The sequence below is a fragment of the Pseudomonas sp. GL-R-19 genome (genome assembly GCF_019956375.1).
GTDB lineage: Bacteria > Pseudomonadota > Gammaproteobacteria > Pseudomonadales > Pseudomonadaceae > Aquipseudomonas.
Window position 1 is genome coordinate 1 of sequence record NZ_JAHBDJ010000059.1, and the last position, 20,403, is coordinate 20,403.

20 protein-coding genes are annotated in these 20,403 nt (G+C 59.4%); 10 read left to right on the top strand and 10 right to left on the bottom strand.

Annotated elements, in window-relative coordinates; translation table 11 throughout:
* Positions 1 to 318, bottom strand: a 318-nt coding sequence (locus tag KGA83_RS24855; protein WP_306283492.1) for a solute carrier family 23 protein, incomplete at its 3' end; no start/stop codon positions are given.
* A 256-nt stretch (positions 319 to 574) separates the two neighbouring features.
* On the opposite strand from KGA83_RS24855, the gene KGA83_RS24860 reads away from it, so the two are divergent.
* Together KGA83_RS24860 and KGA83_RS24865 are read left to right on the top strand one after the other, a co-directional pair.
* Positions 575 to 856, top strand: a complete 282-nt coding sequence (locus KGA83_RS24860) for a BrnT family toxin (RefSeq protein ID WP_223531115.1) — start codon at positions 575 to 577, stop codon at positions 854 to 856.
* 3 nt (positions 857 to 859) lie between these two features.
* Positions 860 to 1,165 (top strand): BrnA antitoxin family protein, encoded by a 306-nt coding sequence (locus KGA83_RS24865; RefSeq protein WP_223531116.1) that lies wholly within the window; start codon positions 860 to 862, stop codon positions 1,163 to 1,165.
* A 55-nt stretch (positions 1,166 to 1,220) separates the two neighbouring features.
* On the opposite strand, the gene KGA83_RS24870 is transcribed toward KGA83_RS24865, so the two are convergent.
* Both KGA83_RS24870 and KGA83_RS24875 read right to left on the bottom strand, forming a co-directional pair.
* The gene (locus KGA83_RS24870; RefSeq protein ID WP_115947686.1) at positions 1,221 to 2,051 is read right to left on the bottom strand and encodes an arylamine N-acetyltransferase family protein; all 831 of its coding nucleotides are present in this window, start codon (positions 2,049 to 2,051) and stop codon (positions 1,221 to 1,223) included.
* Between the two features lie 114 nt (positions 2,052 to 2,165).
* The gene (locus tag KGA83_RS24875) at positions 2,166 to 2,960 is read right to left on the bottom strand and encodes an exodeoxyribonuclease III (protein WP_223531117.1); all 795 of its coding nucleotides are present in this window, start codon (positions 2,958 to 2,960) and stop codon (positions 2,166 to 2,168) included.
* A 206-nt stretch (positions 2,961 to 3,166) separates the two neighbouring features.
* Here KGA83_RS24875 and KGA83_RS24880 point away from each other — a divergent pair, with 206 nt between their 5' ends.
* A complete protein-coding gene (locus KGA83_RS24880) occupies positions 3,167 to 3,499 on the top strand; it encodes a hypothetical protein (RefSeq protein ID WP_223531118.1) in 333 nt (110 codons plus the stop codon).
* A 35-nt stretch (positions 3,500 to 3,534) separates the two neighbouring features.
* Here KGA83_RS24880 and KGA83_RS24885 read toward each other — a convergent pair whose 3' ends face one another.
* Together KGA83_RS24885 and KGA83_RS24890 are read right to left on the bottom strand one after the other, a co-directional pair.
* A complete protein-coding gene (locus KGA83_RS24885) occupies positions 3,535 to 4,941 on the bottom strand; it encodes a DUF1254 domain-containing protein (protein ID WP_108217829.1) in 1,407 nt (468 codons plus the stop codon).
* Between the two features lie 112 nt (positions 4,942 to 5,053).
* Complete coding sequence (locus KGA83_RS24890) at positions 5,054 to 6,646, bottom strand: GGDEF domain-containing protein (RefSeq protein ID WP_223531119.1); 1,593 nt, start codon at positions 6,644 to 6,646, stop codon at positions 5,054 to 5,056.
* 184 nt (positions 6,647 to 6,830) lie between these two features.
* Here KGA83_RS24890 and KGA83_RS24895 point away from each other — a divergent pair, with 184 nt between their 5' ends.
* Positions 6,831 to 7,298 (top strand): hypothetical protein, encoded by a 468-nt coding sequence (locus KGA83_RS24895; protein ID WP_223531120.1) that lies wholly within the window; start codon positions 6,831 to 6,833, stop codon positions 7,296 to 7,298.
* Between the two features lie 2,067 nt (positions 7,299 to 9,365).
* On the opposite strand, the gene KGA83_RS24900 is transcribed toward KGA83_RS24895, so the two are convergent.
* Complete coding sequence (locus KGA83_RS24900) at positions 9,366 to 11,120, bottom strand: murein L,D-transpeptidase (RefSeq protein WP_223531121.1); 1,755 nt, start codon at positions 11,118 to 11,120, stop codon at positions 9,366 to 9,368.
* Positions 11,121 to 11,205: 85 nt separating this feature from the next.
* Here KGA83_RS24900 and KGA83_RS24905 point away from each other — a divergent pair, with 85 nt between their 5' ends.
* The 5 genes from KGA83_RS24905 to copD all read left to right on the top strand — a co-directional run bounded on the left by KGA83_RS24905 (position 11,206) and on the right by copD (position 16,125).
* The gene (locus tag KGA83_RS24905; protein WP_108219940.1) at positions 11,206 to 11,907 is read left to right on the top strand and encodes a murein L,D-transpeptidase catalytic domain family protein; all 702 of its coding nucleotides are present in this window, start codon (positions 11,206 to 11,208) and stop codon (positions 11,905 to 11,907) included.
* Between the two features lie 106 nt (positions 11,908 to 12,013).
* Entirely contained in the window at positions 12,014 to 13,828 is a 1,815-nt protein-coding gene (locus tag KGA83_RS24910; protein ID WP_223531122.1) for a copper resistance system multicopper oxidase, read from the top strand.
* A 10-nt stretch (positions 13,829 to 13,838) separates the two neighbouring features.
* Positions 13,839 to 14,750, top strand: a complete 912-nt coding sequence (locus KGA83_RS24915) for a copper resistance protein B (protein ID WP_223531123.1) — start codon at positions 13,839 to 13,841, stop codon at positions 14,748 to 14,750.
* Between the two features lie 52 nt (positions 14,751 to 14,802).
* Positions 14,803 to 15,186, top strand: coding sequence for a copper homeostasis periplasmic binding protein CopC (gene copC / locus KGA83_RS24920; protein WP_223531124.1), 384 nt, complete (start codon positions 14,803 to 14,805; stop codon positions 15,184 to 15,186).
* A gap of 3 nt (positions 15,187 to 15,189) precedes the next feature.
* Entirely contained in the window at positions 15,190 to 16,125 is a 936-nt protein-coding gene (gene copD / locus KGA83_RS24925) for a copper homeostasis membrane protein CopD (RefSeq protein ID WP_223531125.1), read from the top strand.
* A gap of 49 nt (positions 16,126 to 16,174) precedes the next feature.
* On the opposite strand, the gene KGA83_RS24930 is transcribed toward copD, so the two are convergent.
* From KGA83_RS24930 to KGA83_RS24945, 4 genes are all read right to left on the bottom strand, one after another.
* Entirely contained in the window at positions 16,175 to 16,552 is a 378-nt protein-coding gene (locus KGA83_RS24930; RefSeq protein WP_223531126.1) for a hypothetical protein, read from the bottom strand.
* Between the two features lie 483 nt (positions 16,553 to 17,035).
* On the bottom strand, positions 17,036 to 17,404 hold the full coding sequence (locus KGA83_RS24935; protein ID WP_223531127.1) for a hypothetical protein: 369 nt from the start codon (positions 17,402 to 17,404) through the stop codon (positions 17,036 to 17,038).
* A 17-nt stretch (positions 17,405 to 17,421) separates the two neighbouring features.
* Positions 17,422 to 18,837 carry a PAAR domain-containing protein gene (locus KGA83_RS24940; RefSeq protein WP_223531128.1) on the bottom strand — a complete coding sequence of 472 codons (1,416 nt, stop codon included), beginning with the start codon at positions 18,835 to 18,837 and terminating at the stop codon, positions 17,422 to 17,424.
* Entirely contained in the window at positions 18,834 to 19,061 is a 228-nt protein-coding gene (locus tag KGA83_RS24945) for a hypothetical protein (RefSeq protein ID WP_223531129.1), read from the bottom strand. Before KGA83_RS24945 ends, KGA83_RS24940 begins: the two co-directional genes overlap by 4 nt.
* Before the next feature lie 393 nt (positions 19,062 to 19,454).
* Between KGA83_RS24945 and KGA83_RS24950 the strand changes: the two genes are divergently transcribed.
* Complete coding sequence (locus KGA83_RS24950; protein ID WP_411741922.1) at positions 19,455 to 20,216, top strand: transporter substrate-binding domain-containing protein; 762 nt, start codon at positions 19,455 to 19,457, stop codon at positions 20,214 to 20,216.
* Positions 20,217 to 20,403: the final 187 nt, after the last annotated feature.

The following is a 20,403-nucleotide window of genomic DNA, read 5'->3' on the forward strand; positions in this document are numbered from 1 at the left end:
CTCCCCGCCACTGCTGACAATCGCCACCATGGTCGCTACACCGGAGAAGGACACGCCCTGTACCAGCGGCAATTGACATCCAAAAAACGGTAAGCCCAGGGTTTGCAGCAACGTTGCCAGCCCCCCTGCAAACAGTGAAGCAGCAATCAACAAACCGATGTCCGCCGGCGAGAGCCCGGCCGCCTGGCCGATGATCAATGGCACCGCGACAATACCGCCATACATGGTTAGAACATGTTGCAGGCCATAAGCCATATTCGCGCCGATCCCAAGATTTTCGTCCTCGGGCCGTTGGTGTGAAACATGGGGCGTTTTCATGGTAGGGGGTTCCCTGGTTTTTGTTATTCGCACACTGTATGCAATAGTCAGGACAAATGTCTATAGAGTTGTATACAACTTATCGGTCACAAAATGGATACCTGTCCATTTCTCCCTGACCCTCACCCTCCTGGCTCTGCCAAAAAACCTTGAAATACATCCCTCGCTGCCCACCCCCGAGTGCTGGCTAGTCTTTTGAACTCTTGGCGACCATCGGTAAGGCCCGCTCCTTCTATATACATATAAAGTATGCATAATGAAGCCATTCGAAATTCAGTTCCACAAGGCAAAGAACGCAGCCAACAAACTCAAGCACCAAGGCATCAGCCTCGCAGAGACTGAACCGGTATTCCATGACGAACGGGCGCTGACCATCGAGGACAACCACCATGATGAACAACGCTGGATCACCCTGGGGCTGGATGCCAAAGGCCGGTTGCTGGTCGTCGCATACACCCACCGCGACCCGAATTTCGTTCGAATCATTTCCGCGCGCATCGCCACCAAAAGCGAGCGCTGTCAGTACCTGGAGGCATGACCGATGAAAGACGAATACGATTTCAGTAACGCCAGGCGCGGGGCCGTGGTGCCCGCCAAAGGCAAGACCCGCATTACCATCATGCTCGATGACGCGGTCATCGAAGCGGCCCGCGCACTGGCAGAAACCGAGGGGTACGGCTACCAGACGGCGATCAACAATACGTTGCGCCGGGCCCTGCTCAACGAAGGCAAGACCACACACCTGAAACAAACCCTCACCCCTGCCGAACTCAAGGGCCTGGAGCAGAAGCTGGCAGAGGCCTTGCGCGAAATTCAACGGGTGATGGAGCCGGGTGCTCGGCCCTGAAACACCAAGGGCCGATCAATCGGATCAGCCCTTTTTGATGTCTACAATCAGCCCGCTATTGCGGCGCTGCGATCAATCGTTCCAGCGTCCGCGCCAATTGCGCCTGTTCCGGTACGCGAATGCCGAACTCGCTACCCAGCAGGCCAATCAGTTCCTGCACATCCGTCACCTCCCGCCGCTCGCTGTCCTGACCAATCCGGTGAATCGCGAAGTTGCCGTTGTTGAGCGTACGCCGCCACCCCTCCCCGGTGCGCGCCACCATCAACTGCTTGACGAAAGACGACTCGGGGTGGGTCGAGACGTACCAGTTGCCCACGGCAAAATCGATATCTTCCTGGCGTTGCAGGTCGAAGATGTACATCGCTCGCCATTCCCCCGCAACGTTGGCGCGCAGGGTAAAGCCGTCGACGTGCAGGTCGATGCGATACGGCTCGTGAGGGGTGAGTTGTTCGGCGCGGGAATCAAGCAACAGGGGCGCGGTCGGTACCATGCCGCCGAAGCCGACGTCGGTGATATAGCGTACGTCATCGATGATGACCAGGCTCAGGCGGTGGGTCCGGGCCGTCCAGGCGCCCTCCGGCTGGCCCATCACCACCCGGCCGCTGATGGCGCGGGCGTCGAAACCCAATTCCTGAAGCAAGGCCAGAAACAGGTTGTTGAGTTCGTAGCAGTAACCGCCACGTCCATTGTGCAAGACCTTCTGCTCGATGGACGGCAAGTCGATCAGCACCGGTTCGCCGGATAATGTGGTGAGGTTTTCAAACGGGAAAACGCCGGTGTGGCGCAATTGCAGTTGGCGCAAGGTTTCCAGGGTCGGTGCTGGAGGTGCATCGAAGCCCAGGCGTCGCAGATACAAAGCTCGGTCAGTCAGGCGTGGCTCGCTCATCGTTCAATCCTTTTGCACGCAAGCGGCGGATTACTCCGCCAGTGGCCGCTATGTATAAGGGATCAAGCACTGCCGCCGACAATTGATTTAGCCAATCGCCCGGCATGAAAAAACTCAACGCCACTTGTGCGAACCCAATTCAATCCAGGTCGGCGCGTGGTCGCTGGCATGGGGCTCGTTGCGCACCCACGTATCCACCCCGGCATCTTGCAGATACGGACTCAAGACCCGGTTGAGCAGCAGATGATCGATGCGCAGCCCCGAGTTCTTCTGCCAGTGCTGACGGAAATAATCCCAGAACGTGTAGAGCCGGTCCTGCGGATGCAAATGCCGCAATGCATCGGTCCAGCCCTGGTCCAGCAACCGCTGATAGCACTCGCGACTTTCCGGTTGCAGCACGGCGTCCTTGAGCCAGGAGCGTGGGTTGTAGATGTCCAGGTCGGTGGGCACCACGTTGTAGTCCCCCGCCAGCACCACCGGATGTTCGCTGCCTTGAAGTGTCTGCGCGTGACGAATCAGCCGTTCGAACCACGCCAGCTTGTACTCGAATTTCGGCCCCGGTTGCGGATTGCCGTTGGGCAAATACAGGCATCCCACCAGAACCCCGTGGACAGCGGCTTCCAGATAACGACTGTGATTGTCGCTGTCATCGCCGGGCAATCCGCGTCGCCTTTCCAGCGGCTGCGCATCCCGCGCCAGGATCGCCACGCCGTTCCACGACGCTTGCCCCTGCCAGATGGCGCCGTAGCCGGCCGCTTCAAGCTCGGCAGCCGGGAATGCGCTGTCCACTGCCTTCAATTCCTGCAAGCAGGCGATGTCCGGTTTCTCCCGCTCAAGCCAGGCCAGCAGATTCGGCAGCCGTGCGCGCAGGCCATTGACATTGAACGTGGCTATCCGCAATTTCTTCATGAACGGACACTCCTGAGGACGAGGTACCTGACGTGTGACACCAGCACGTTTCGCAGGTTGCGTCAGCAATCTCGGGGGCGGTAGTACCTTGAGCGTAAACTGGACGATGATGGCCGGCGCTGAAACAGCCATTTGTCATCCGGTCGGCACCAACCGCGTGCCTCTTCACAACAACATCAGGTAACGACTCATCCCTGGAGACGACCATGATGAACATCAGAATGACTTCGCTGCTCTTGGCGGGATTGTTGTCGGCAACGCCCCTGGCCATGTTTGCGGCGTCCGGCACTGGCACTGGCACTGGCACGACCGGTACGGCACCCAGTGCAACCCGCAACTCAAACATGCTGCCAGGCAACAACAGACCCAGTGGACCCTCGGGTGACTACAGCCGCAGTCATGGCCCCGGCTCGTCAATCGGCAGCACCGGCGTCAATGGTCCGGGTAGCGGCGCGGGTGGTGGAACCGGCGCCCCCGGAGGTGGAACCGGCGGTGCTGGCGGCGGGACGGGCAGCTGGACAGGCAAAAGCAGCCGATGACGTGCGGTCGTTGGCTGCTTTTTGTCGCCTGGGGCTTACATCGGTTTGACCGCCGGCGGGTTCCATTGGCCATTCAGCGCCTCGGCTTTCGGGCCGTACAGACGCATGGTCAGGTTGAACGGGCCTTTGGGCGCCGGCAGCCAGTTGGCCTCCAGATCCTTGCCGGGGCTTTCGTTCTGGAAATAGAGGTCCAGCGAGCCATCGGCGTTGGCCTTGAACGGCATCCAGCTACTGACCGCAAAACGATTGAGCGAGTTGCCGACCTGAAAACCTTCCGGGTCATACAGGGTGATCGACCAGAAGGCGCTCACCGGCGGCGTCTGGCCCTTGCTGAAATGCAGCACGTATTTGTTCGCACCGTCGAGTGACTTGCCGTTGCTGTCGCCGATGTTCAACGGATAAATCGCATCCTCGGGCAGGTTGGCACCGAGCCCCACCTGCGTAACGATGGCGCGCTTGAGGTAGTAGTTGCCGTAGACGCCCATGGTGTCGGTGTTCATCGACCAGCCATTGACCTCCCGCGCCAGGGTCGGCACTTTCCAGGTCATCAAGGCCTGTGCGTCCTGCGGCACCGTCTGCAGCGCGGCCTGGATCTGCGGGTCCAGCGCGTCCATGTCGAACGGCTTGCCGGCTTCGATGCCGATACGCTTGATCTGCGCCAGCATGGGCTGGTCGGTGCTGTGCGGCGGGTTCACCTTCAGCAGTTCGGCAGCATAGGTGAAGTAATTGGCAGCCGACATGGAGTCGACCTGAATCTTCGGTGGCGTTTTCATGTCCACCGCCGGATCGATTTTCACGGTGACGGCTTCAGGCTCCTTGCCCAAGCGGGACAACGGCGTCACCGTGTAGCCGGCCTGAATCTTGTGCACCGCCGCGTAATCCGCCGCACCGTCGGTCTTGGTACGGCCGATGACCCAGACAAACGGGGTTGGCGCCGGCAGATGACTCATCCCGTCAGGCACCGTGCCGGTCCACCCCGGTGGCGTCACCAAAAATTGCCCGGCCTCGGTGCCCGTGGTGCGCCAGCCCGGCGACGCGAACACATCAGTCCACATATCGAGCATTGGCAACAGGTAGAAACGCCCGTCGGTATCCGGCGCGGCGATCACCAGCGGTTCCTTGGTCAAATCCAGCCAGGCAATCGAATACAAGGTGTCGAAATTAGCGCGCACCACCCCTTTGAACTCGGCCGGCGGATACTGCGGAACACTCACAAACATGTTCATCGGGCCTTTGCCGAATTCCTTGCCCGGTTCGATGTTGGTGAATTGCTTGCGGGTAATGTCCATGCTCAGCAGCGGGTAAAAATAGATGTAGGCATCCACGCCGATTGCGTGAGCTTCTTCGGCAGTGATTTTCGTTTGCGCGTGGCTGGCCAGCGGGAAGATGGCGGCGGCTGCGACGGTCAGAGCAACGGCTGTCAATGTTGGAGGTAGCAACATGTTGGCGATCGTCCGTGCGAGGGGGGGCCTGCCGGGTTCGGCAGCGCTAACGGAACTCTAGACGATCAATTCAGCCAGGCCCGGGAGACGGACCACCGGCAACAAAAACACTTCAACGGTCGGAACGCATCAACGCCTCGACTCCGCCGGCCATCGACAACGTTGCCACGCGGTTTCGCCCCGAATGCTTGGCCTGATACAACGCCGCATCCGCCCGCTCGACAAACACGTCCATGCTGTCACGCCCCGACGGCACGAACGAATAGCAACCCAGACTGACCGTTACGTAGCCATTGGGCGAGCCGGTGTGGCTGATGCTCTTGTCAATGACGCTGCGGCGGATCTGCTCGGCAATCGTCATGGCACCGTGGATGTCGGTGTCGGGCAGCAGCACCGCAAACTCTTCACCGCCGTAACGCACCGCCAGATCGGCCTTGCGGTGGCAGCAACTCTTCAGCGCCCGTGCCACTTCGGCCAGGCAGTGATCCCCCACCACATGGCCGTAGGTATCGTTGTAGCGCTTGAAGTAATCGATATCGAGCATGATCAGGCTCAAGGGGCTGGCCTGCCGGGCGCCGCGCCCGAACTCGATGCCCAGCGCCCGCTCGAACAATCGGCGGTTGGCCAGCCCGGTCAGGCTGTCGTGAGTGGCGATCAGCTCCAGCGCTTGCTGGGCCCTGCGCAAATCCGCCTCGACCCGCTCGCCAACGCGCACCTGATGCAGGAACACCCAGCCGAACAACCCTACGCCCAGCAACACCAGGGCCACGATGAGACTGGAGTGAAACGCCGTGTCGTACCAGTCCGCGAGAATGGTCTCCGTGGACGATGCAGCGGCGACCACCAGCGGATAGGCCTCCAGCTGTCGGTAACTGTACATGCGTGTCACACCATCGATGATGGAGGTGAACAGCGCATTGCCAGAGGTGGTCAGCGGCAGGAACTTCTGGAAAATCTCGCTCTGGGCCAGCGATGCACCGATCTGCGCCTCTACAAAAGGTCGACGCGCCAACAACGTGCCATCGCTCAAGCCGAGAAACATCGAGCCGTTGTCGTCGAGGCTGAAGCTTTTGAAGAACTGGTCGAAGTACGACATCTTGATGCCGGCCAGCAACACGCCCTGGAAATGCCCGTTCCTGTCGTTGACCCGTTTGGAAACCGGAATGATCCACTCGCCGTTTTCCCGACTGCGGATGGCCGGGCCGATGTGCGCCAACGTCGATACGTTCTGCTGGTGATACTTGAAGTATTCACGGTCCGCGACCCCGGCACCCCGGGGCAGGTTTTCAAACGAGGTCACCACCCACTGGCCCTTCTGGTCGAACAGCAGGATGCCGTGCAACTGATCCAGCGCCAGCATTCGCCGGGCGAACGTCTGCTGCAAGCGTGGTCGTTGGTCCGGGCCGAAACCGTCGACCTGAATCCAGTCCACCAGACTGGTCAGCACCAGGTCGGCCTTCATGAAGGTGTCTTCGGCTTGCTGCGCCATGGCCCGCGTCAGGTTCGAAGACGCCACTTGCGCCAGGCTCAGATCATGGCGACGGGACTGTTCCAGTTGCAGGTAGAGCAAACCGCACAGGCACAGACACACCGTGGCAATGAACAACACCGCGGCCTTGCGCAGCGGTATGCGTTTCAATGCGACGCCAGGGGCGTGGTCCGGATTGTTGAAGCGTGTGGGAAAAAGTTCATCCTGTCGGGGCAAGGCATGGGCAACGCCCCAAAGCCCTCAATCTTTGTGGGCCGTAGTTTACGGGGTTATCCAGGACAAATGGCGGCCACTTGCCCAGTGGTACCACACCTGCCCGGTGGTGCAAACATGACCCAAGGCAAGCGCGTCCCCGCATCTACGAGCTACGATTAGTCTGAACTCCACACAGGGAATCGACATGAGCAAGGCAGACGAGCTCGCGGCAAAATTGAAACAGACACGGCTTACCAGCGCGGATCAGGCGATCGATGCCTGGCCGGGCCAGGTCTACGAACTGTATCAACGGATAGAGACCTGGCTGCAGCCCCTGACCGAAGCGGGCCTGGTCCTGCGGCGCAACCCCACCCACGTGTTCGAGAGTCACCCCAATGGCGACTCTTACAACTACGCCATCGACCAGTTGGTGATTGCCGGCAACGGACACAGCATGACCTTTGACCCGGTGGCGCGCTTCACCGCCGATGGCGAGGGGCGGGTCGAGATTCACACAACAGGCAACGAACTCGCCCTGTTGCGTACCGTGGACGAACACGGTGAAACACACTGGTGGCTACAAACGATCGAGCAAGCCACAGCGCAGCTGGACGCGGTGGCGCTGACGGAAAGCGATCTGCTGGCAGTGGTGCAACAAGGGTTGGCGCTTTAGGGGATTGGCTGAATACCAGTCTGTTGAATGCCACAAATCCTGTAGGAGCGAGCCTGCTCGCGATGGTCGTTAACGATAACGCGTGCTTACTGGCTAAACGCGGCGTTCTTGAGTCCATCGCGAGCAGGCTCGCTCCTACAGGGTCCGGGGTGATTCATTACTGCTTGCCCTGCCCCTTCACCACCAGCGGAATCTCTGCACGACGCATTCAGTTAAGCGAATGTGCTCCTTTGTAGGAGCGAGCCTGCTCGCGATGGTCGTTAACGATAACGCGTGCTTACTGGCTAAACGCAGCGTTCTTGAGTCCATCGCGAGCAGGCTCGCTCCTACAGGGTCCGCGTCTATTCATTACTGTTGGTTCTGCCCCTTCACCACCAGCGGAATCTCTGCACGACGCATTCAGTTAAGCGAATGTGCTCCTCTGTAGGAGCGAGCTTGCTCGCGATGGTCGTTAACGATAACGCGTGCTTACTGGCTAAACGCGGCGTTCTTGAGTCCATCGCGAGCAGGCTCGCTCCTACAAAGTCCGGGGTGATTCATTACTGTTGGTTCTGCCCCTTCACCACCAGCGGAATCTCTGCACGACGCATTCAGTTAAGCGAATGTGCTCCGCTGTAGGAGCGAGCTTGCTCGCGATGGTCGTTAACGATAACGCGTGCTTACTGGCTAAACGCGGCGTTCTTGAGTCCATCGCGAGCAGGCTCGCTCCTACAAAGTCCGGGGTGATTCATTACTGTTGGTTCTGCCCCTTCACCACCAGCGGAATCTCTGCACGACGCATTCAGTTAAGCGAATGTGCTCCTCTGTAGGAGCGAGCTTGCTCGCGATGGTCGTTAACGATAACGCGTGCTTACTGGCTAAACGCGGCGTTCTTGAGTCCATCGCGAGCAGGCTCGCTCCTACAAAGTCCGGGGTGATTCATTACTGTTGGTTCTGCCCCTTCACCACCAGCGGAATCTCTGCACGACGCATTCAGTTAAGCGAATGTGCTCCTCTGTAGGAGCGAGCTTGCTCGCGATGGTCGTTAACGATAACGCGTGCTTACTGGCTAAACGCGGCGTTCTTGAGTCCATCGCGAGCAGGCTCGCTCCTACAAAGTCCGGGGTGATTCATTACTGTTGGTTCTGCCCCTTCACCACCAGCGGAATCTCTGCACGACGCATTCAGTTAAGCGAATGTGCTCCTCTGTAGGAGCGAGCTTGCTCGCGATGGTCGTTAACGATAACGCGCGCTTACTGGCTAAACGCGGCGTTCTTGAGTCCATCGCGAGCAGGCTCGCTCCTACAGGGTCCGGGGTGATTCATTACTGTTGGTTCTGCCCCTTCACCACCAGCGATACCTCTGCACGACGCATTCAGTTAAGCGAATGTGCTCCTTTGTAGGAGCGAGCTTGCTCGCGATGGTCGTTAACGATAACGCGTGCTTACTGGCTAAACGCGGCGTTCTTGAGTCCATCGCGAGCAGGCTCGCTCCTACAGGGTCCGGGGTGATTCATTACTGTTGGTTCTGCCCCTTCACCACCAGCGGAATCTCTGCACGACGCATTCAGTTAAGCGAATGTGGTCCTTTGTAGGAGCGAGCCTGCTCGCGATGGTCGTTAACGATAACGCGTGCTTACTGGCTAAACGCGGCGTTCTTGAGTCCATCGCGAGCAGGCTCGCTCCTACAGGGTCCGGGGTGATTCATTACTGTTGGTTCTGCCCCTTCACCACCAGCGATACCTCTGCACGACGCATTCAGTTAAGCGAATGTGGTCCTTTGTGGGAGCGAGCCTGCTCGCGATGGTCGTTAACGATAACGCGTGCTTACTGGCTAAACGCGGCGTTCTTGAGTCCATCGCGAGCAGGCTCGCTCCTACAGGGTCCGGGGTGATTCATTACTGTTGGTTCTGCCCCTTCACCACCAGCGGAATCTCTGCACGACGCATTCAGTTAAGCGAATGTGGTCCTTTGTAGGAGCGAGCCTGCTCGCGATGGTCGTTAACGATAACGCGTGCTTACTGGCTAAACGCAGCGTTCTTGAGTCCATCGCGAGCAGGCTCGCTCCTACAGGGTCCGGGGTGATTCATTACTGTTGGTTCTGCCCCTTCACCACCAGCGATACCTCTGCACGACGCAAGTCCAGAGCCGGCAACTTCGTTGGCTGGCTCAAGCCCTGCAGCACCCTGGCGTCGTAATCATAAATGTCGGGTTTGAACGTCACCCGCCCGTCCTTGCTCAGGTCCACGGTCCAGTAAGCCAACAGCACCGGCACTTTCACCGGTAGCTGGATGTTCTCGGTCCTGCCATTGGCCAACTGCTTCTGAATGCCGGCGCTGTTCCAGCGGACCGGGTCGTTGAACAACAACTCGACCAGTTGCAACGGGTTTTCCACGCGGATGCAGCCTGAACTGGTGGCCCGAACCGTTTTGGCAAACAGTTCGCGGTGCGGTGTGTCATGCAGGTAAATCGAATAGTCGTTGGGGAAGCGGATCACCACCTGCCCCAGCGAACTGTCGGGCCCGGCATCCTGACGCAGGTGGATGCCTCGCGGGTTGCTCCAGTCAACGCTCGACGGATCGAGCACATTGCCTTCGCGATCAAGCACGCGAATCCGGTTGGCCTCCAGATAGCCCGGATCGTTCTGGACTTTTGGAATCACGTCCTGCTTGAGGATGGTCGGCGGCACGGTCCAGGTCGGGTTGAACGTGATGTAGGTGATTTCGGCCTGGAACACCGGCGTACTGCGCACCGGTTTACCGACCTGTACCCGCGAACGCCAGATCGGCAGACCGTCGCGGTACATCGCCACCTTGTATCCGGCGATATCGACGATCACGAACGTGCCCTGAAGCTTGTACAACAGCCACCGGGCGCGCTCCATGTTGACCCGCACCTGATCGATCCGCGCCTCGACCGGCACGTTCAGTGCCGCCAGCGTCGCCGCCCCCGCCACGCCATCGGCACCCAGGTATTGCTCGGTCTGATACTTCTTCACCGCGGCAATGACCTTGTCGTCGTAACCGGCCTTTTTCGACAGGTGCCCGTCCAGGTATCCGCCCGCCACCAGACGCGCACGCAATTGTGCGACAGCCACCCCGTCCATGCCGGGCTTGAGCGATTGCCCTTCGGTGACTTTCGGCCAGCCGCCCGCATCACGGACCTGGCGCAACCGGGCCAGGCCCTCACGCAAGTTGCGGTAAATCTCTTCCTGAGGAGGCGCCTCGGCAAAGGCGCGCGCCACGTCATGGGCATCGAGGGTGGCGAACAGGTTGTTCATGTCCCCGCGGGCAGCGCCGCCGGCAGGCTCGAAATTCCAGTGAATGTCCAGCCGCGACGGATCGACCTTGCCCCGCCGCAATTGCAGCAGCGCAGTGATGAACGTGCGGGTCGCCGCCATGTCGAACATCGCCCGTTGCGCCGTGGAAGGCACGCCCGCTGCCAGCGACTCATGGGCCAGGGCCAGCTCGCTGATGCGAAAATCCGCCGGATTCAGGCCATCGATCCGGGTGTCTTCAAGACTCTTGAGTAACTGGGCGACATCACGATCGTCTGTCCACGCCGCCCGATAGTTGCGATGCATATAGAAATCCAGCACCACCCGGCTGACATCCACGCGCTGATGGCGCCTGGAAGTGAGCAACGGCGGAAAGGCCGAGCGCAGCGGTTCCAGCGTCGCCTGAATCACCTGGCCGACCGCATCGTCGGGCGCCGCGGCATCGATTGTGCTGCTCGCCGCAGATACCGGCTCAATCGGCGAAGTTTGCCCAAACGCCGCACCGCTGATCAGAAAGCCCATAAAAAACATGCGGCTTATGACGAATGACCTTGTTAATTGCACCATGGATAATCCTTAATCCCCCGTTTCAAACGGCTAGCTTTCCGCTCGCCGCTAGCTAGACTCGAAATTATCATGATGAGACCCGACTATGGCGCTAAACCGCTTTGGCCCTTTATTTGCCATTTTACTGACATGCCTTTCAGTAACGTCAGCCTACGCCGATTCGCTTGAAAACGCGCTGGTCAAAGCCGCACCAGGCGCCGACGCCAAAGTGATTGCCCTGGCGGTTCGCGCCACCCAATGCAGCCTCGCCCAAGGTATCGCCCCCGCCCAAAGGCTGGCGGTGATCGATTATTCCCTGCCTTCGACCGAACAACGCCTGTGGGTCTTCGATCTTAAACGGCGCAAGTTGCTGTTTCACGAACTGGTCGCCCATGGCCGCAACAGCGGTGAAAACATGGCCACGCTATTCTCCAACCTCAACGAAAGCCACGCCACCAGCCTCGGCCTGTTCCGCACCCAGCAAAGCTACCGCGGCCAGAACGGTTACTCGCTGCGCATGGAAGGCCTGGAGCCCGGCTTCAACGATAATGCCTTTGACCGGGCCATCGTCATCCACGGCGCGCCCTATGTCAGCCCGGTGCTGGCCCGCGCCAATGGCCGGATCGGCCGCAGCCTGGGTTGCCCGGCCGTCAGACCGGCGATTGCCCATCGGCTGATCGACTCGATGAAGGACGGTCAGTTGTTGTTTTCCTACTACCCGGACCAGCGCTGGTTGAAGTCGTCTTCCTACATCAACTGCGGCGGCGACACAGTGGCCTCAAGGGAAAAGTCCACTTCACGCCAATAAGCGGCGCCCAACCTGTCAAAACTGTAATCTGCGCCTCAGCCTGCCGAAAGGCACCGCCTGCTAGCCTTTCGATAAGTTCAACAGGTTGACGGGCGGAACAAACGGCATGCACTCCCACACTTCAAGACGCACCTTCGTCAAAGGGCTGGCCATCGGCGGGCTCTTCGGCGGCCTCGGGTTATGGCGCACGCCGGTCTGGGCCATCAGCAGTCCCGGCGAACCGCAGGTGTTGGCCGGTCACGATTTCGACTTGTACATCGGCGAATCCCCGGTCAACTTCAGCGGCAGCCCACGCACCGCCACGACCATCAACGGCGGCATCCCCGGCCCGCTGCTGCGCTGGCGTGAAGGCGATACGGTAACGCTGCGGGTGCGCAACAAACTCAAGGACAGCACCTCCATTCACTGGCACGGCATCTTGCTGCCGACCAACATGGACGGCGTGCCGGGGCTGAGCTTCAAGGGCATCGAGCCGGGCGGCCTGTACGTCTACCAGTTCACCGTGCGGCAGAACGGCACCTACTGGTATCACAGCCATTCGGGGTTTCAGGAACAATCCGGCGTCTACGGCCCGCTGGTGATCGACGCCAAAGACCCGGAGCCGTTCCAGTACGACCGCGACTACGTGGTGATGCTCAGCGACTGGACCGACGAAGACCCGGTCGGCCTGATGAAGAACCTGAAAAAACAGTCCGACTACTACAACTTCCACAAACGCACCGTGGGCGACTTCATCCACGACGTCAGCGAAAAAGGCTGGGGGCCGACCGTCGCCGATCGCAAGATGTGGGCCGAGATGAAGATGAACCCCACTGACCTGGCGGACGTCGGCGGCGCCACTTACACCTACCTGCTGAACGGCCAGGCGCCGGACACGAACTGGACCGGGGTGTTCCGCCCGGGGGAAAAGCTGCGGCTGCGCTTCATCAACGGCTCGTCCATGACCTACTTCGACGTGCGCATCCCCGGGCTGAAAATGACCGTGGTCGCTGCCGATGGCCTGCACGTCAAACCGGTGAGCGTCGACGAGTTTCGCATTGCCGTGGCGGAAACCTTCGACGTCATCGTCGAACCGACCGAAGCGGCCTACACCCTGTTCGCCCAGGCGATGGATCGCACCGGATACGCACGCGGCACCCTCGCGGTAAAAGCGGGACTGATTGCGCCGCTGCCACCACTGGACCCGCGCCCGTTGGTGACCATGGATGACATGGGCATGGGCGGCATGGACCACGGCAGCATGGCGGGCATGGATCACAGCAACATGGCAATGGGCGACATGGACCACGGCAGCATGGCGGGCATGGATCACGGCAGCATGGCCATGGGCGACATGGACCACGGCAACATGGCGGGCATGGATCACGGCAACATGGCCATGGGCGACATGCCCGGCATGCAATCCCACCCGGCCTCGGAAACCGACAACCCGCTGGTGGACATGCAAGCCATGTCCACTTCACCGAAACTCGACGACCCCGGCATGGGCCTGCGCAACAACGGGCGCCGCGTGCTCACCTATTCCGACCTGCGCAGCACCTTCGAAGACCCGGACGGCCGCGAACCTGGCCGCACCCTTGAGCTGCACCTGACCGGCCACATGGAAAAATTCGCCTGGTCGTTCAACGGCGTGAAGTTTTCCGACGCCGCCCCAATACGCCTCAAGTACGGCGAGCGGTTGCGGATCGTGCTGGTCAACGACACGATGATGATGCACCCCATCCACCTGCATGGTATGTGGAGCGACCTCGAAGACGAGAACGGCCAGTTCATGGTGCGCAAACACACCATCGACATGCCACCGGGCTCCCGGCGCAGCTATCGGGTCACCGCCGATGCGCTCGGCCGCTGGGCCTATCACTGCCATCTCCTGTACCACATGGAAATGGGCATGTTCCGTGAAGTTCGCGTGGAAGAATGAGGCGCACCCCATGATTCGACTCACCCCGGTTTTTTTCGCACTCGCGACCTCGACGGCGATGGCCGCCAGCGATGACATGCAAGGCATGGATCACAGCCAGATGGACCACGGCCAGATGCAAGGCATGGACCACAGTCAGATGCAAAGCATGGACGAGGGCCAGATGCAAAGCATGGATGAGGGCCAGATGCAGCCCGCCGCGCCCAGCGAAAGTCGCACACCGATCCCGGTGCTGACCGATGCCGATCGCGCTGCCGTGTATGCCGATCCCGCCGGTCACCACGTACATGACAGCACGCTCAATTCATTCTTCCTCGCCGACAAACTGGAATGGCAGGACGCCGATGACGGCAGCACCCTGGCCTGGGATTTGTCTGGCTGGATTGGCGGTGACATCGATCGTCTGTGGCTGCGCTCCGAAGGCGAACGCACCAACGGCGTGACCGAGGACGCGGAAATCCAGGCCCTGTGGGGCCACGCCATTTCCCCGTGGTGGGACGTCGTCAGCGGCGTGCGCCAGGACTTCAAACCCGGCGCCCCGCAAACCTGGGCCGCGTTCGGCGTGCAAGGCATGGCGCTGTACAACTTCGAGGCCGAAGCCACGGCCTTCATCGGCGAAGGCGGCCAGAGCGCCGTGCGGCTGGAAGGCGACTACGACATCCTGCTGACCAATCGGCTGATCCTGCAGCCAACCGTCGAACTCAACGCCTACGGCAAAAACGACCCGCAACGGGGCATCGGCGCGGGGCTGTCCAACACCGAAGCCGGCCTGCGCCTGCGCTACGAAATCCGTCGGGAATTCGCGCCCTACGTCGGCGTGACCTGGAACCGCACCTACGGCAACACCACCGACTTCGCCAGTGACGAAGGCGAGGACCGCAGCGAAACACGCCTGGTGCTCGGTGTTCGGCTGTGGTTCTGAACAGACTCACCTCAAACCAACAACAACCGCTTCAAGCGGTAAAGGACCTTGCATGCGCCTCATAAAACCCACCGCCGCCGTTATCGCGTTGCTCAGCGGCCTGCTCATGAGCACCCTCGCTCAAGCCCACCCCAAACTACTCTCCTCCAGCCCAGCGGAAGGCGCGGCAGGTGCGCCGCCCGAGAAGATCGAACTGCACTTTTCCGAAAACCTCGTCACCCAGTTTTCCGGCGCTAAACTGCTGATGATCGAAATGGCCGGCATGGCCCATGACCCGATGCCAATCAAGGCCAAAGTCAGCGGCAGCAGTGATCCGAAGACCATGCTCATCACCCCGACAGCGCCCTTGACTGCCGGCACTTACAAGGTCGAATGGCGCGCGGTGTCGTCGGACACCCACCCGATCACCGGCAACGTCACGTTCAAAGTGAAATGATCGATGAGCGACTCGGCCAACGTCATGCTGCGGTTTGTGTTGTATGTGGATTTGATGCTGTTGTTTGGCGTGGCGCTGTTCGGGCTGTATAGCCTTAAAGGACGGGAACGACGTTCGGGGACCGTGCTGCCCATTCGCGGATTGCTGGCGGGGTTTGCCGGACTCGGGGCATTGTTGTCGAGCGCCGGCATGGTGCTGATGGCCAGCACCATGAGCGGCGAATCAGACGTTGCCGAGTTGCGCCCTCACATCGAGATGATGCTGTTCGAGACCGATGTCGGGTTGGCCTGGGCCGTGCGGATGATTGCATTGGCGGTCGTGGGGCTGGCGCTGATACTCAACCCACGCGCCCCCGGCATCAGCCTGGTGATTGCCGCCACGGCCGGCGGCATCGCCCTCGCCAGCCTGGCCTGGAGCGGGCACGGCGCCATGGACGAAGACAGTCGCCGCTACTGGCACTTCACCGCGGACATCCTGCACCTGCTGATAGCGGGCGCCTGGCTCGGTGCGTTGCTGGCGTTTGCCCTGATGGCGCAAACCCGGGCCCTGCAAACCGAAGCACACATTCGCTTGCTAGCTCGCGCGGTCAAACGATTCGAACTTGCTGGCGCGCTGATCGTCGTGATCATCACCCTGACGGGCGTGGTGAACTACCTGTTCATCGTCGGGCCGAAGCTCGATGAGGTTTTACGCAGCCACTACGGAGTTCTGCTAGCGATCAAGGTGCTGCTGTTTGCCGGGATGCTGGTGTTGGCGGCGTTGAACCGCTTTCATCTTGGCCCCTTGCTGGAGCAGTCGTTACGAGAGGGCCAATATCGCGCGGCGGCCCATGCACTTCGACGCAGTGTGGTGGTGGAAATGGCCGCAGCGGTGTTGATTGTGGGGTTAGTGGCGTGGCTGGGGACGTTGAGTCCGGAAGTGGAAATGAGCAATGTTTAGAGGCGAAACGGCACCTTCCGGTGCCGTTCAAATTTCGCCTCAAAAATCTTTAGATCCTCATCAACGCAACGTCAATTGCCATCCAAATCAGACTCACGAATATCAATAAAAGATTGATAGTCAGCATCCATCTCAAATGGGGAGGGAAGTTTTTAATATCGACAGGATCCACGTCACCGATGCGGATATATGCTGTAGACCAAACCACCACCCCTGCGATTTTTGAGACCAGAGCAATGCACCCAAACCAACCCTGATTTCGCAATGCAGGCCCCCAAATACAGATGTAACGACTGTTCTTCAGAGCTTCCATCATGGCGTCCAGGTGGCGGCCCAGGTATAGAGAGTATGCAATGGCGATCATCGCCAGCAGAATTGGCCCTCCATCCACAATAATTACCGCCCAGACCGGCCAATTGCTGATCACGGCTGTATAGCCCTATATAAAGTTTCGCCATAGGCCTCTCCCTTTTCGCCACCAATGGTGGTTCCCTCCCAGGCACCAACTCCTACGATGGTCGCGGCGCAGACAACTCCCCAAATGCCAGTAGAAACTCCAAGCGCTAGACAAATAGGGCCAGCTGCCGAAGACGCTCCCCACCCACCTGCAATACCGCCCAAAGTAGAACCGACAAATTTCCCCCCTTCAGTAAACCTGACCCTCTCGCAAGCGGCCTCAGAACCACCACCGCTACATACCTCCTGAACCGCCAGCAACGAAGAAACCCCACCAATGCCAATGCCGATGTAACCGCCGGTGCTCATGTACTTGGCCGCCCGACTGATTGCATTCACATGAGTGGCGTAACCCGGTATCTGCCCCGGCGCACCAGCCTTGCCCCAGTGGTGCACCAGGCTGCGACTGGAAATGCCGAGCGCCGTTTTAAGCTTAAGGAGACCGCCCACACAATCACTCAAACTTCATCAACCCATACGCAATGAATCCCCAAACAGCAATGCCCACCAGCATCACCGCTTTGATTTTCAAAAGACGCTTTAGATGTGGGGGAAAGTTTTTAATATCCTCGGGGTCCAGCTCACCAATGCGGATTGAAACCCTTGGCATAGTCACCATCCCGGCGATTTTTGCTATCAGCAAGAGCCCCCCAAACCACCCGTGCTGCCGCAAACCTGGCCCCCAGGTGTGGACATAACGACTATTTTTCAAGGCCTCCAGCATGGCGTCAAGGTAACGCCATCTGAGGTACAGACTGTATGCAGTGCTCGCAATGGCCAGCAAGATCGGACCGGCTAGAAGCCAAAAAGCTAGCCAGGACATCCAAAAACCCTTTCCCATCATGGCTGGGTTTTCTCGTATAAAATTTCACCCATTAGCTCACCCCCATCCCCCATATAAGTCGTACCCACCCATGCTCCAGCACCTATCAAGGTCGCGGCGCAGACAACTCCCCCGATTCCTGTAGAGACTCCAAGCGCCAGACAGACGGGTCCACTGACATATTTACCAATCCCTGCACCCGCAACGCCACCAAAGGTGGACCCAACAAACTTTCCTCCTTCCGTAAACCTGACCTTCTCGCACGCGGCCTCAGAACCACCACCGCTACATACCTCCTGAACCGCCAACAACGAAGAAACCCCACCAATGCCAATGCCGATGTAACCGCCGGTGCTCATGTACTTGGCCGCCCGACTGATTGCATTCACATGAGTGGCGTAACCCGGTAGCTGCCCCGGCGCACCAGCCTTGTCCCAGTGGTGCACCAGACTGCGACTGGAAATGCCAAGCGCCGTTTTTAGCTTGGGATGGTCACCCAATGTCGTCTGGCCACGCAGGCGAGTGGAATTCAGCAAGTGGGCGTCCAGCTGGGCGAGCAGCCGCTGGCGTTCGGCGAAGAACTGCGGCGATCGCAGGTTACCGTGCTGACGATAGCTGTCCTGATGCAGGCGCTCCATCGCTTGCAGGGTGTCGCGCAGTCGGGTCAGGTGTTTTTCCATCACCACCGCGCTGACGCCGAGCCAGGTCGAAGTCTCGCCGGTAAAACTGGCGATTTCAGCCGCGTGGCGGAACATGAATTCGGCTTCCCCCGGCGTCAGGGGATCGAGTGCCAACCTGACCTGCTGCGCGGCCTGCATCAGCTGTGCTTCCTGATAGGTGCAGGAGGTGTTGTTCGGGTCGCTCAGTACGATCAACGAGCCGGCTTTGATGTTGTCTGATACTGGGTTGAGTGCCCGAAACTTGCGCATCACGGCGGCACCAGGCGTGGAGAACAGCGTCGCCTCCAAGGCTTCGCGGGTCATGCGTTTGGGCACCACATAGAAGCCCGGTTCTTGAGGGTCTACGCGGGCGAATATGACAGGCGCCGGTGGGTACGAAGGGGCGAAACCAGGCTGACGTGGCGCGGCCGGTTGACTGGTTGCCGCACTGGAAACGGGTTGCACAACGTCCCTGCCCGTTCGCGGTGCGGAGTTAGCGTTGCGATAGGTCGCCGTGACCACAGAAGGGATCAGTCGGGCCTTGCAGGGGCAATCGCTGTGGCTGTCCAGCGTGCCCGCCATGGCTTTGCCATGACTGATCATGTGCGAAATGCCACCGACAATCTTGTAAGTCTTGCCGTCCTTGCCACAGGTGACTCGATCACCCTCGCGGGCATGGGCAATGCCGTACATCATGATCCGGGTGTCACCATCCAGGACCTTGCCGCCACAGGTGGTCTTGTCATGCAGACCAATGAAATGTCCTTCGTTCATTGATGTTCTTCCTCCTTGATGGAAGGCAGAAAGTCCTCGGTTGCGATTCGGTAAATGGCGTGAGCGGGATGAGCTTCCATGTATGCCTGCCCCTGGCGAACAACTGCCAGAGCTTCGTCGCAAAAGTGCGCAAGTCGTTCTTCAGTGAAATGGAGGGCGTCAAGACTGCGAAGAAATTCAGCGGAGACATCGTTGGTATACGAGGGGGGCAATGGTGCATTCATTTGCAACGTCCTTATCGTCATCGGTTTGAATTGCCTTTCCTTCTCATCTCGGCAGAAGCGTTGAGCAGAGAGAATATTGGGCGACGACGAATAAGACGGTGGGACGCGTGCTGAACGCAATCCAACGGCATGGCCAAAATGAACGAATAGGAATTTTCGCAATAACCAACAACCCATTTCCTACAGCGGTAGTTACAAGAAGTATTTTTTGCGCAGTGGAAGCCCGCTGTGTGTGTGGTTATTTCACGTGCGAGCATAGTCCGATGGGTTAACTAAAAGACGACATCTTCCCGGACGGGATTTTTCACACCGGTGAAAGTTTCACTACACTCCCCTTCAAAACCACTCCAGCACAAAAGCCCGATAACAATGACGAAAATAAAAAGAGCAATGATGCTCGGCGGCTTGCTCGCACTCTCCCTTGGCGCTCAGGCAGAACCTTCGCATCTGGACAGCGTCATGCAACAGGGACAACTGCGCGTTTGCACCACCGGCGACTACAAGCCCTACACCCTCAAAGCCGGGGACGGCGAATACTCTGGCATCGACATCGCCATGGCCCGCGCCCTGGCCGACAGCCTGGGCGTCAAGGTCGAGTGGGTGCCCACCACCTGGAAAACCCTGATGCCCGACATGCTCGCCGGCAAGTGCGACATCGCCATGGGCGGCATCACGGTCACCCTGGAGCGGCAGAAAAAAGCCTTCTTCAGCACCACCCTGGACGTCGACGGCAAAATCCCCTTGGTGCGCTGCGAAGACCAGGCGCTGTACCAGACCGTCGAACAGATCAACCAGCCCTCGGTTCGCCTGGTCGAACCCGCCGGCGGCACCAACGAAGCGTTCGTCCACGCCTACCTGCCCCAGGCGCAATTGCAGCTGCACGACAACATCAGCATCTTTCAGGAACTGCTGGATAAAAAGGCCGACGTGATGATCACCGATGCGTCGGAGGCGCTGTATCAGCAGAAGCTCAAACCAGGCCTGTGCGCCGTCAACCCCACGCACTACCTGCAATACGGCGAAAAGGCTTACTTGCTGCCCCGCGACGACATCACCTGGAAGCTGTACGTCGATCAATGGCTGCACCTGGCCAAGGCGACGGGTAATTACCAGAAGATTCTGCGGCAGTGGCTGGCGGTACCTCGCGCGAAGTAATGGACCGTATTTATCGCACAAAAAAGGGCGCTCCCGTGGGAGCGCCCTTTTTTCATTGCGTGTCCCGTCCTGAATAAGGTTTACACCTTCTGACCCATTCTCAGGAGGAAGTAATGAACACGGGTGAAAGGCGCAGTCAGCGCGACTACACGTTGACCTTTAAATTGTCGGTCGTCGATCAGGTCGA

Excerpts from the sequence above, each read along its gene's own strand:
- KGA83_RS24935 (WP_223531127.1), bottom strand. The coding sequence starts at position 17,404 with ATGTCCTGGCTAGCTTTTTGGCTTCTAGCCGGTCCGATCTTGCTGGCC.
- KGA83_RS24860 (WP_223531115.1), top strand. The coding sequence starts at position 575 with ATGAAGCCATTCGAAATTCAGTTCCACAAGGCAAAGAACGCAGCCAAC.
- KGA83_RS24895 (WP_223531120.1), top strand. The coding sequence starts at position 6,831 with ATGAGCAAGGCAGACGAGCTCGCGGCAAAATTGAAACAGACACGGCTT.
- KGA83_RS24945 (WP_223531129.1), bottom strand. The coding sequence starts at position 19,061 with ATGAATGCACCATTGCCCCCCTCGTATACCAACGATGTCTCCGCTGAA.
- copC (WP_223531124.1), top strand. The coding sequence starts at position 14,803 with ATGCGCCTCATAAAACCCACCGCCGCCGTTATCGCGTTGCTCAGCGGC.
- KGA83_RS24910 (WP_223531122.1), top strand. The coding sequence starts at position 12,014 with ATGCACTCCCACACTTCAAGACGCACCTTCGTCAAAGGGCTGGCCATC.
- KGA83_RS24865 (WP_223531116.1), top strand. The coding sequence starts at position 860 with ATGAAAGACGAATACGATTTCAGTAACGCCAGGCGCGGGGCCGTGGTG.
- KGA83_RS24880 (WP_223531118.1), top strand. The coding sequence starts at position 3,167 with ATGATGAACATCAGAATGACTTCGCTGCTCTTGGCGGGATTGTTGTCG.
- KGA83_RS24870 (WP_115947686.1), bottom strand. The coding sequence starts at position 2,051 with ATGAGCGAGCCACGCCTGACTGACCGAGCTTTGTATCTGCGACGCCTG.
- KGA83_RS24905 (WP_108219940.1), top strand. The coding sequence starts at position 11,206 with ATGGCGCTAAACCGCTTTGGCCCTTTATTTGCCATTTTACTGACATGC.
- KGA83_RS24875 (WP_223531117.1), bottom strand. The coding sequence starts at position 2,960 with ATGAAGAAATTGCGGATAGCCACGTTCAATGTCAATGGCCTGCGCGCA.
- KGA83_RS24915 (WP_223531123.1), top strand. The coding sequence starts at position 13,839 with ATGATTCGACTCACCCCGGTTTTTTTCGCACTCGCGACCTCGACGGCG.
- copD (WP_223531125.1), top strand. The coding sequence starts at position 15,190 with ATGAGCGACTCGGCCAACGTCATGCTGCGGTTTGTGTTGTATGTGGAT.
- KGA83_RS24900 (WP_223531121.1), bottom strand. The coding sequence starts at position 11,120 with ATGGTGCAATTAACAAGGTCATTCGTCATAAGCCGCATGTTTTTTATG.
- KGA83_RS24885 (WP_108217829.1), bottom strand. The coding sequence starts at position 4,941 with ATGTTGCTACCTCCAACATTGACAGCCGTTGCTCTGACCGTCGCAGCC.
- KGA83_RS24940 (WP_223531128.1), bottom strand. The coding sequence starts at position 18,837 with ATGAACGAAGGACATTTCATTGGTCTGCATGACAAGACCACCTGTGGC.
- KGA83_RS24950 (WP_411741922.1), top strand. The coding sequence starts at position 19,455 with ATGCTCGGCGGCTTGCTCGCACTCTCCCTTGGCGCTCAGGCAGAACCT.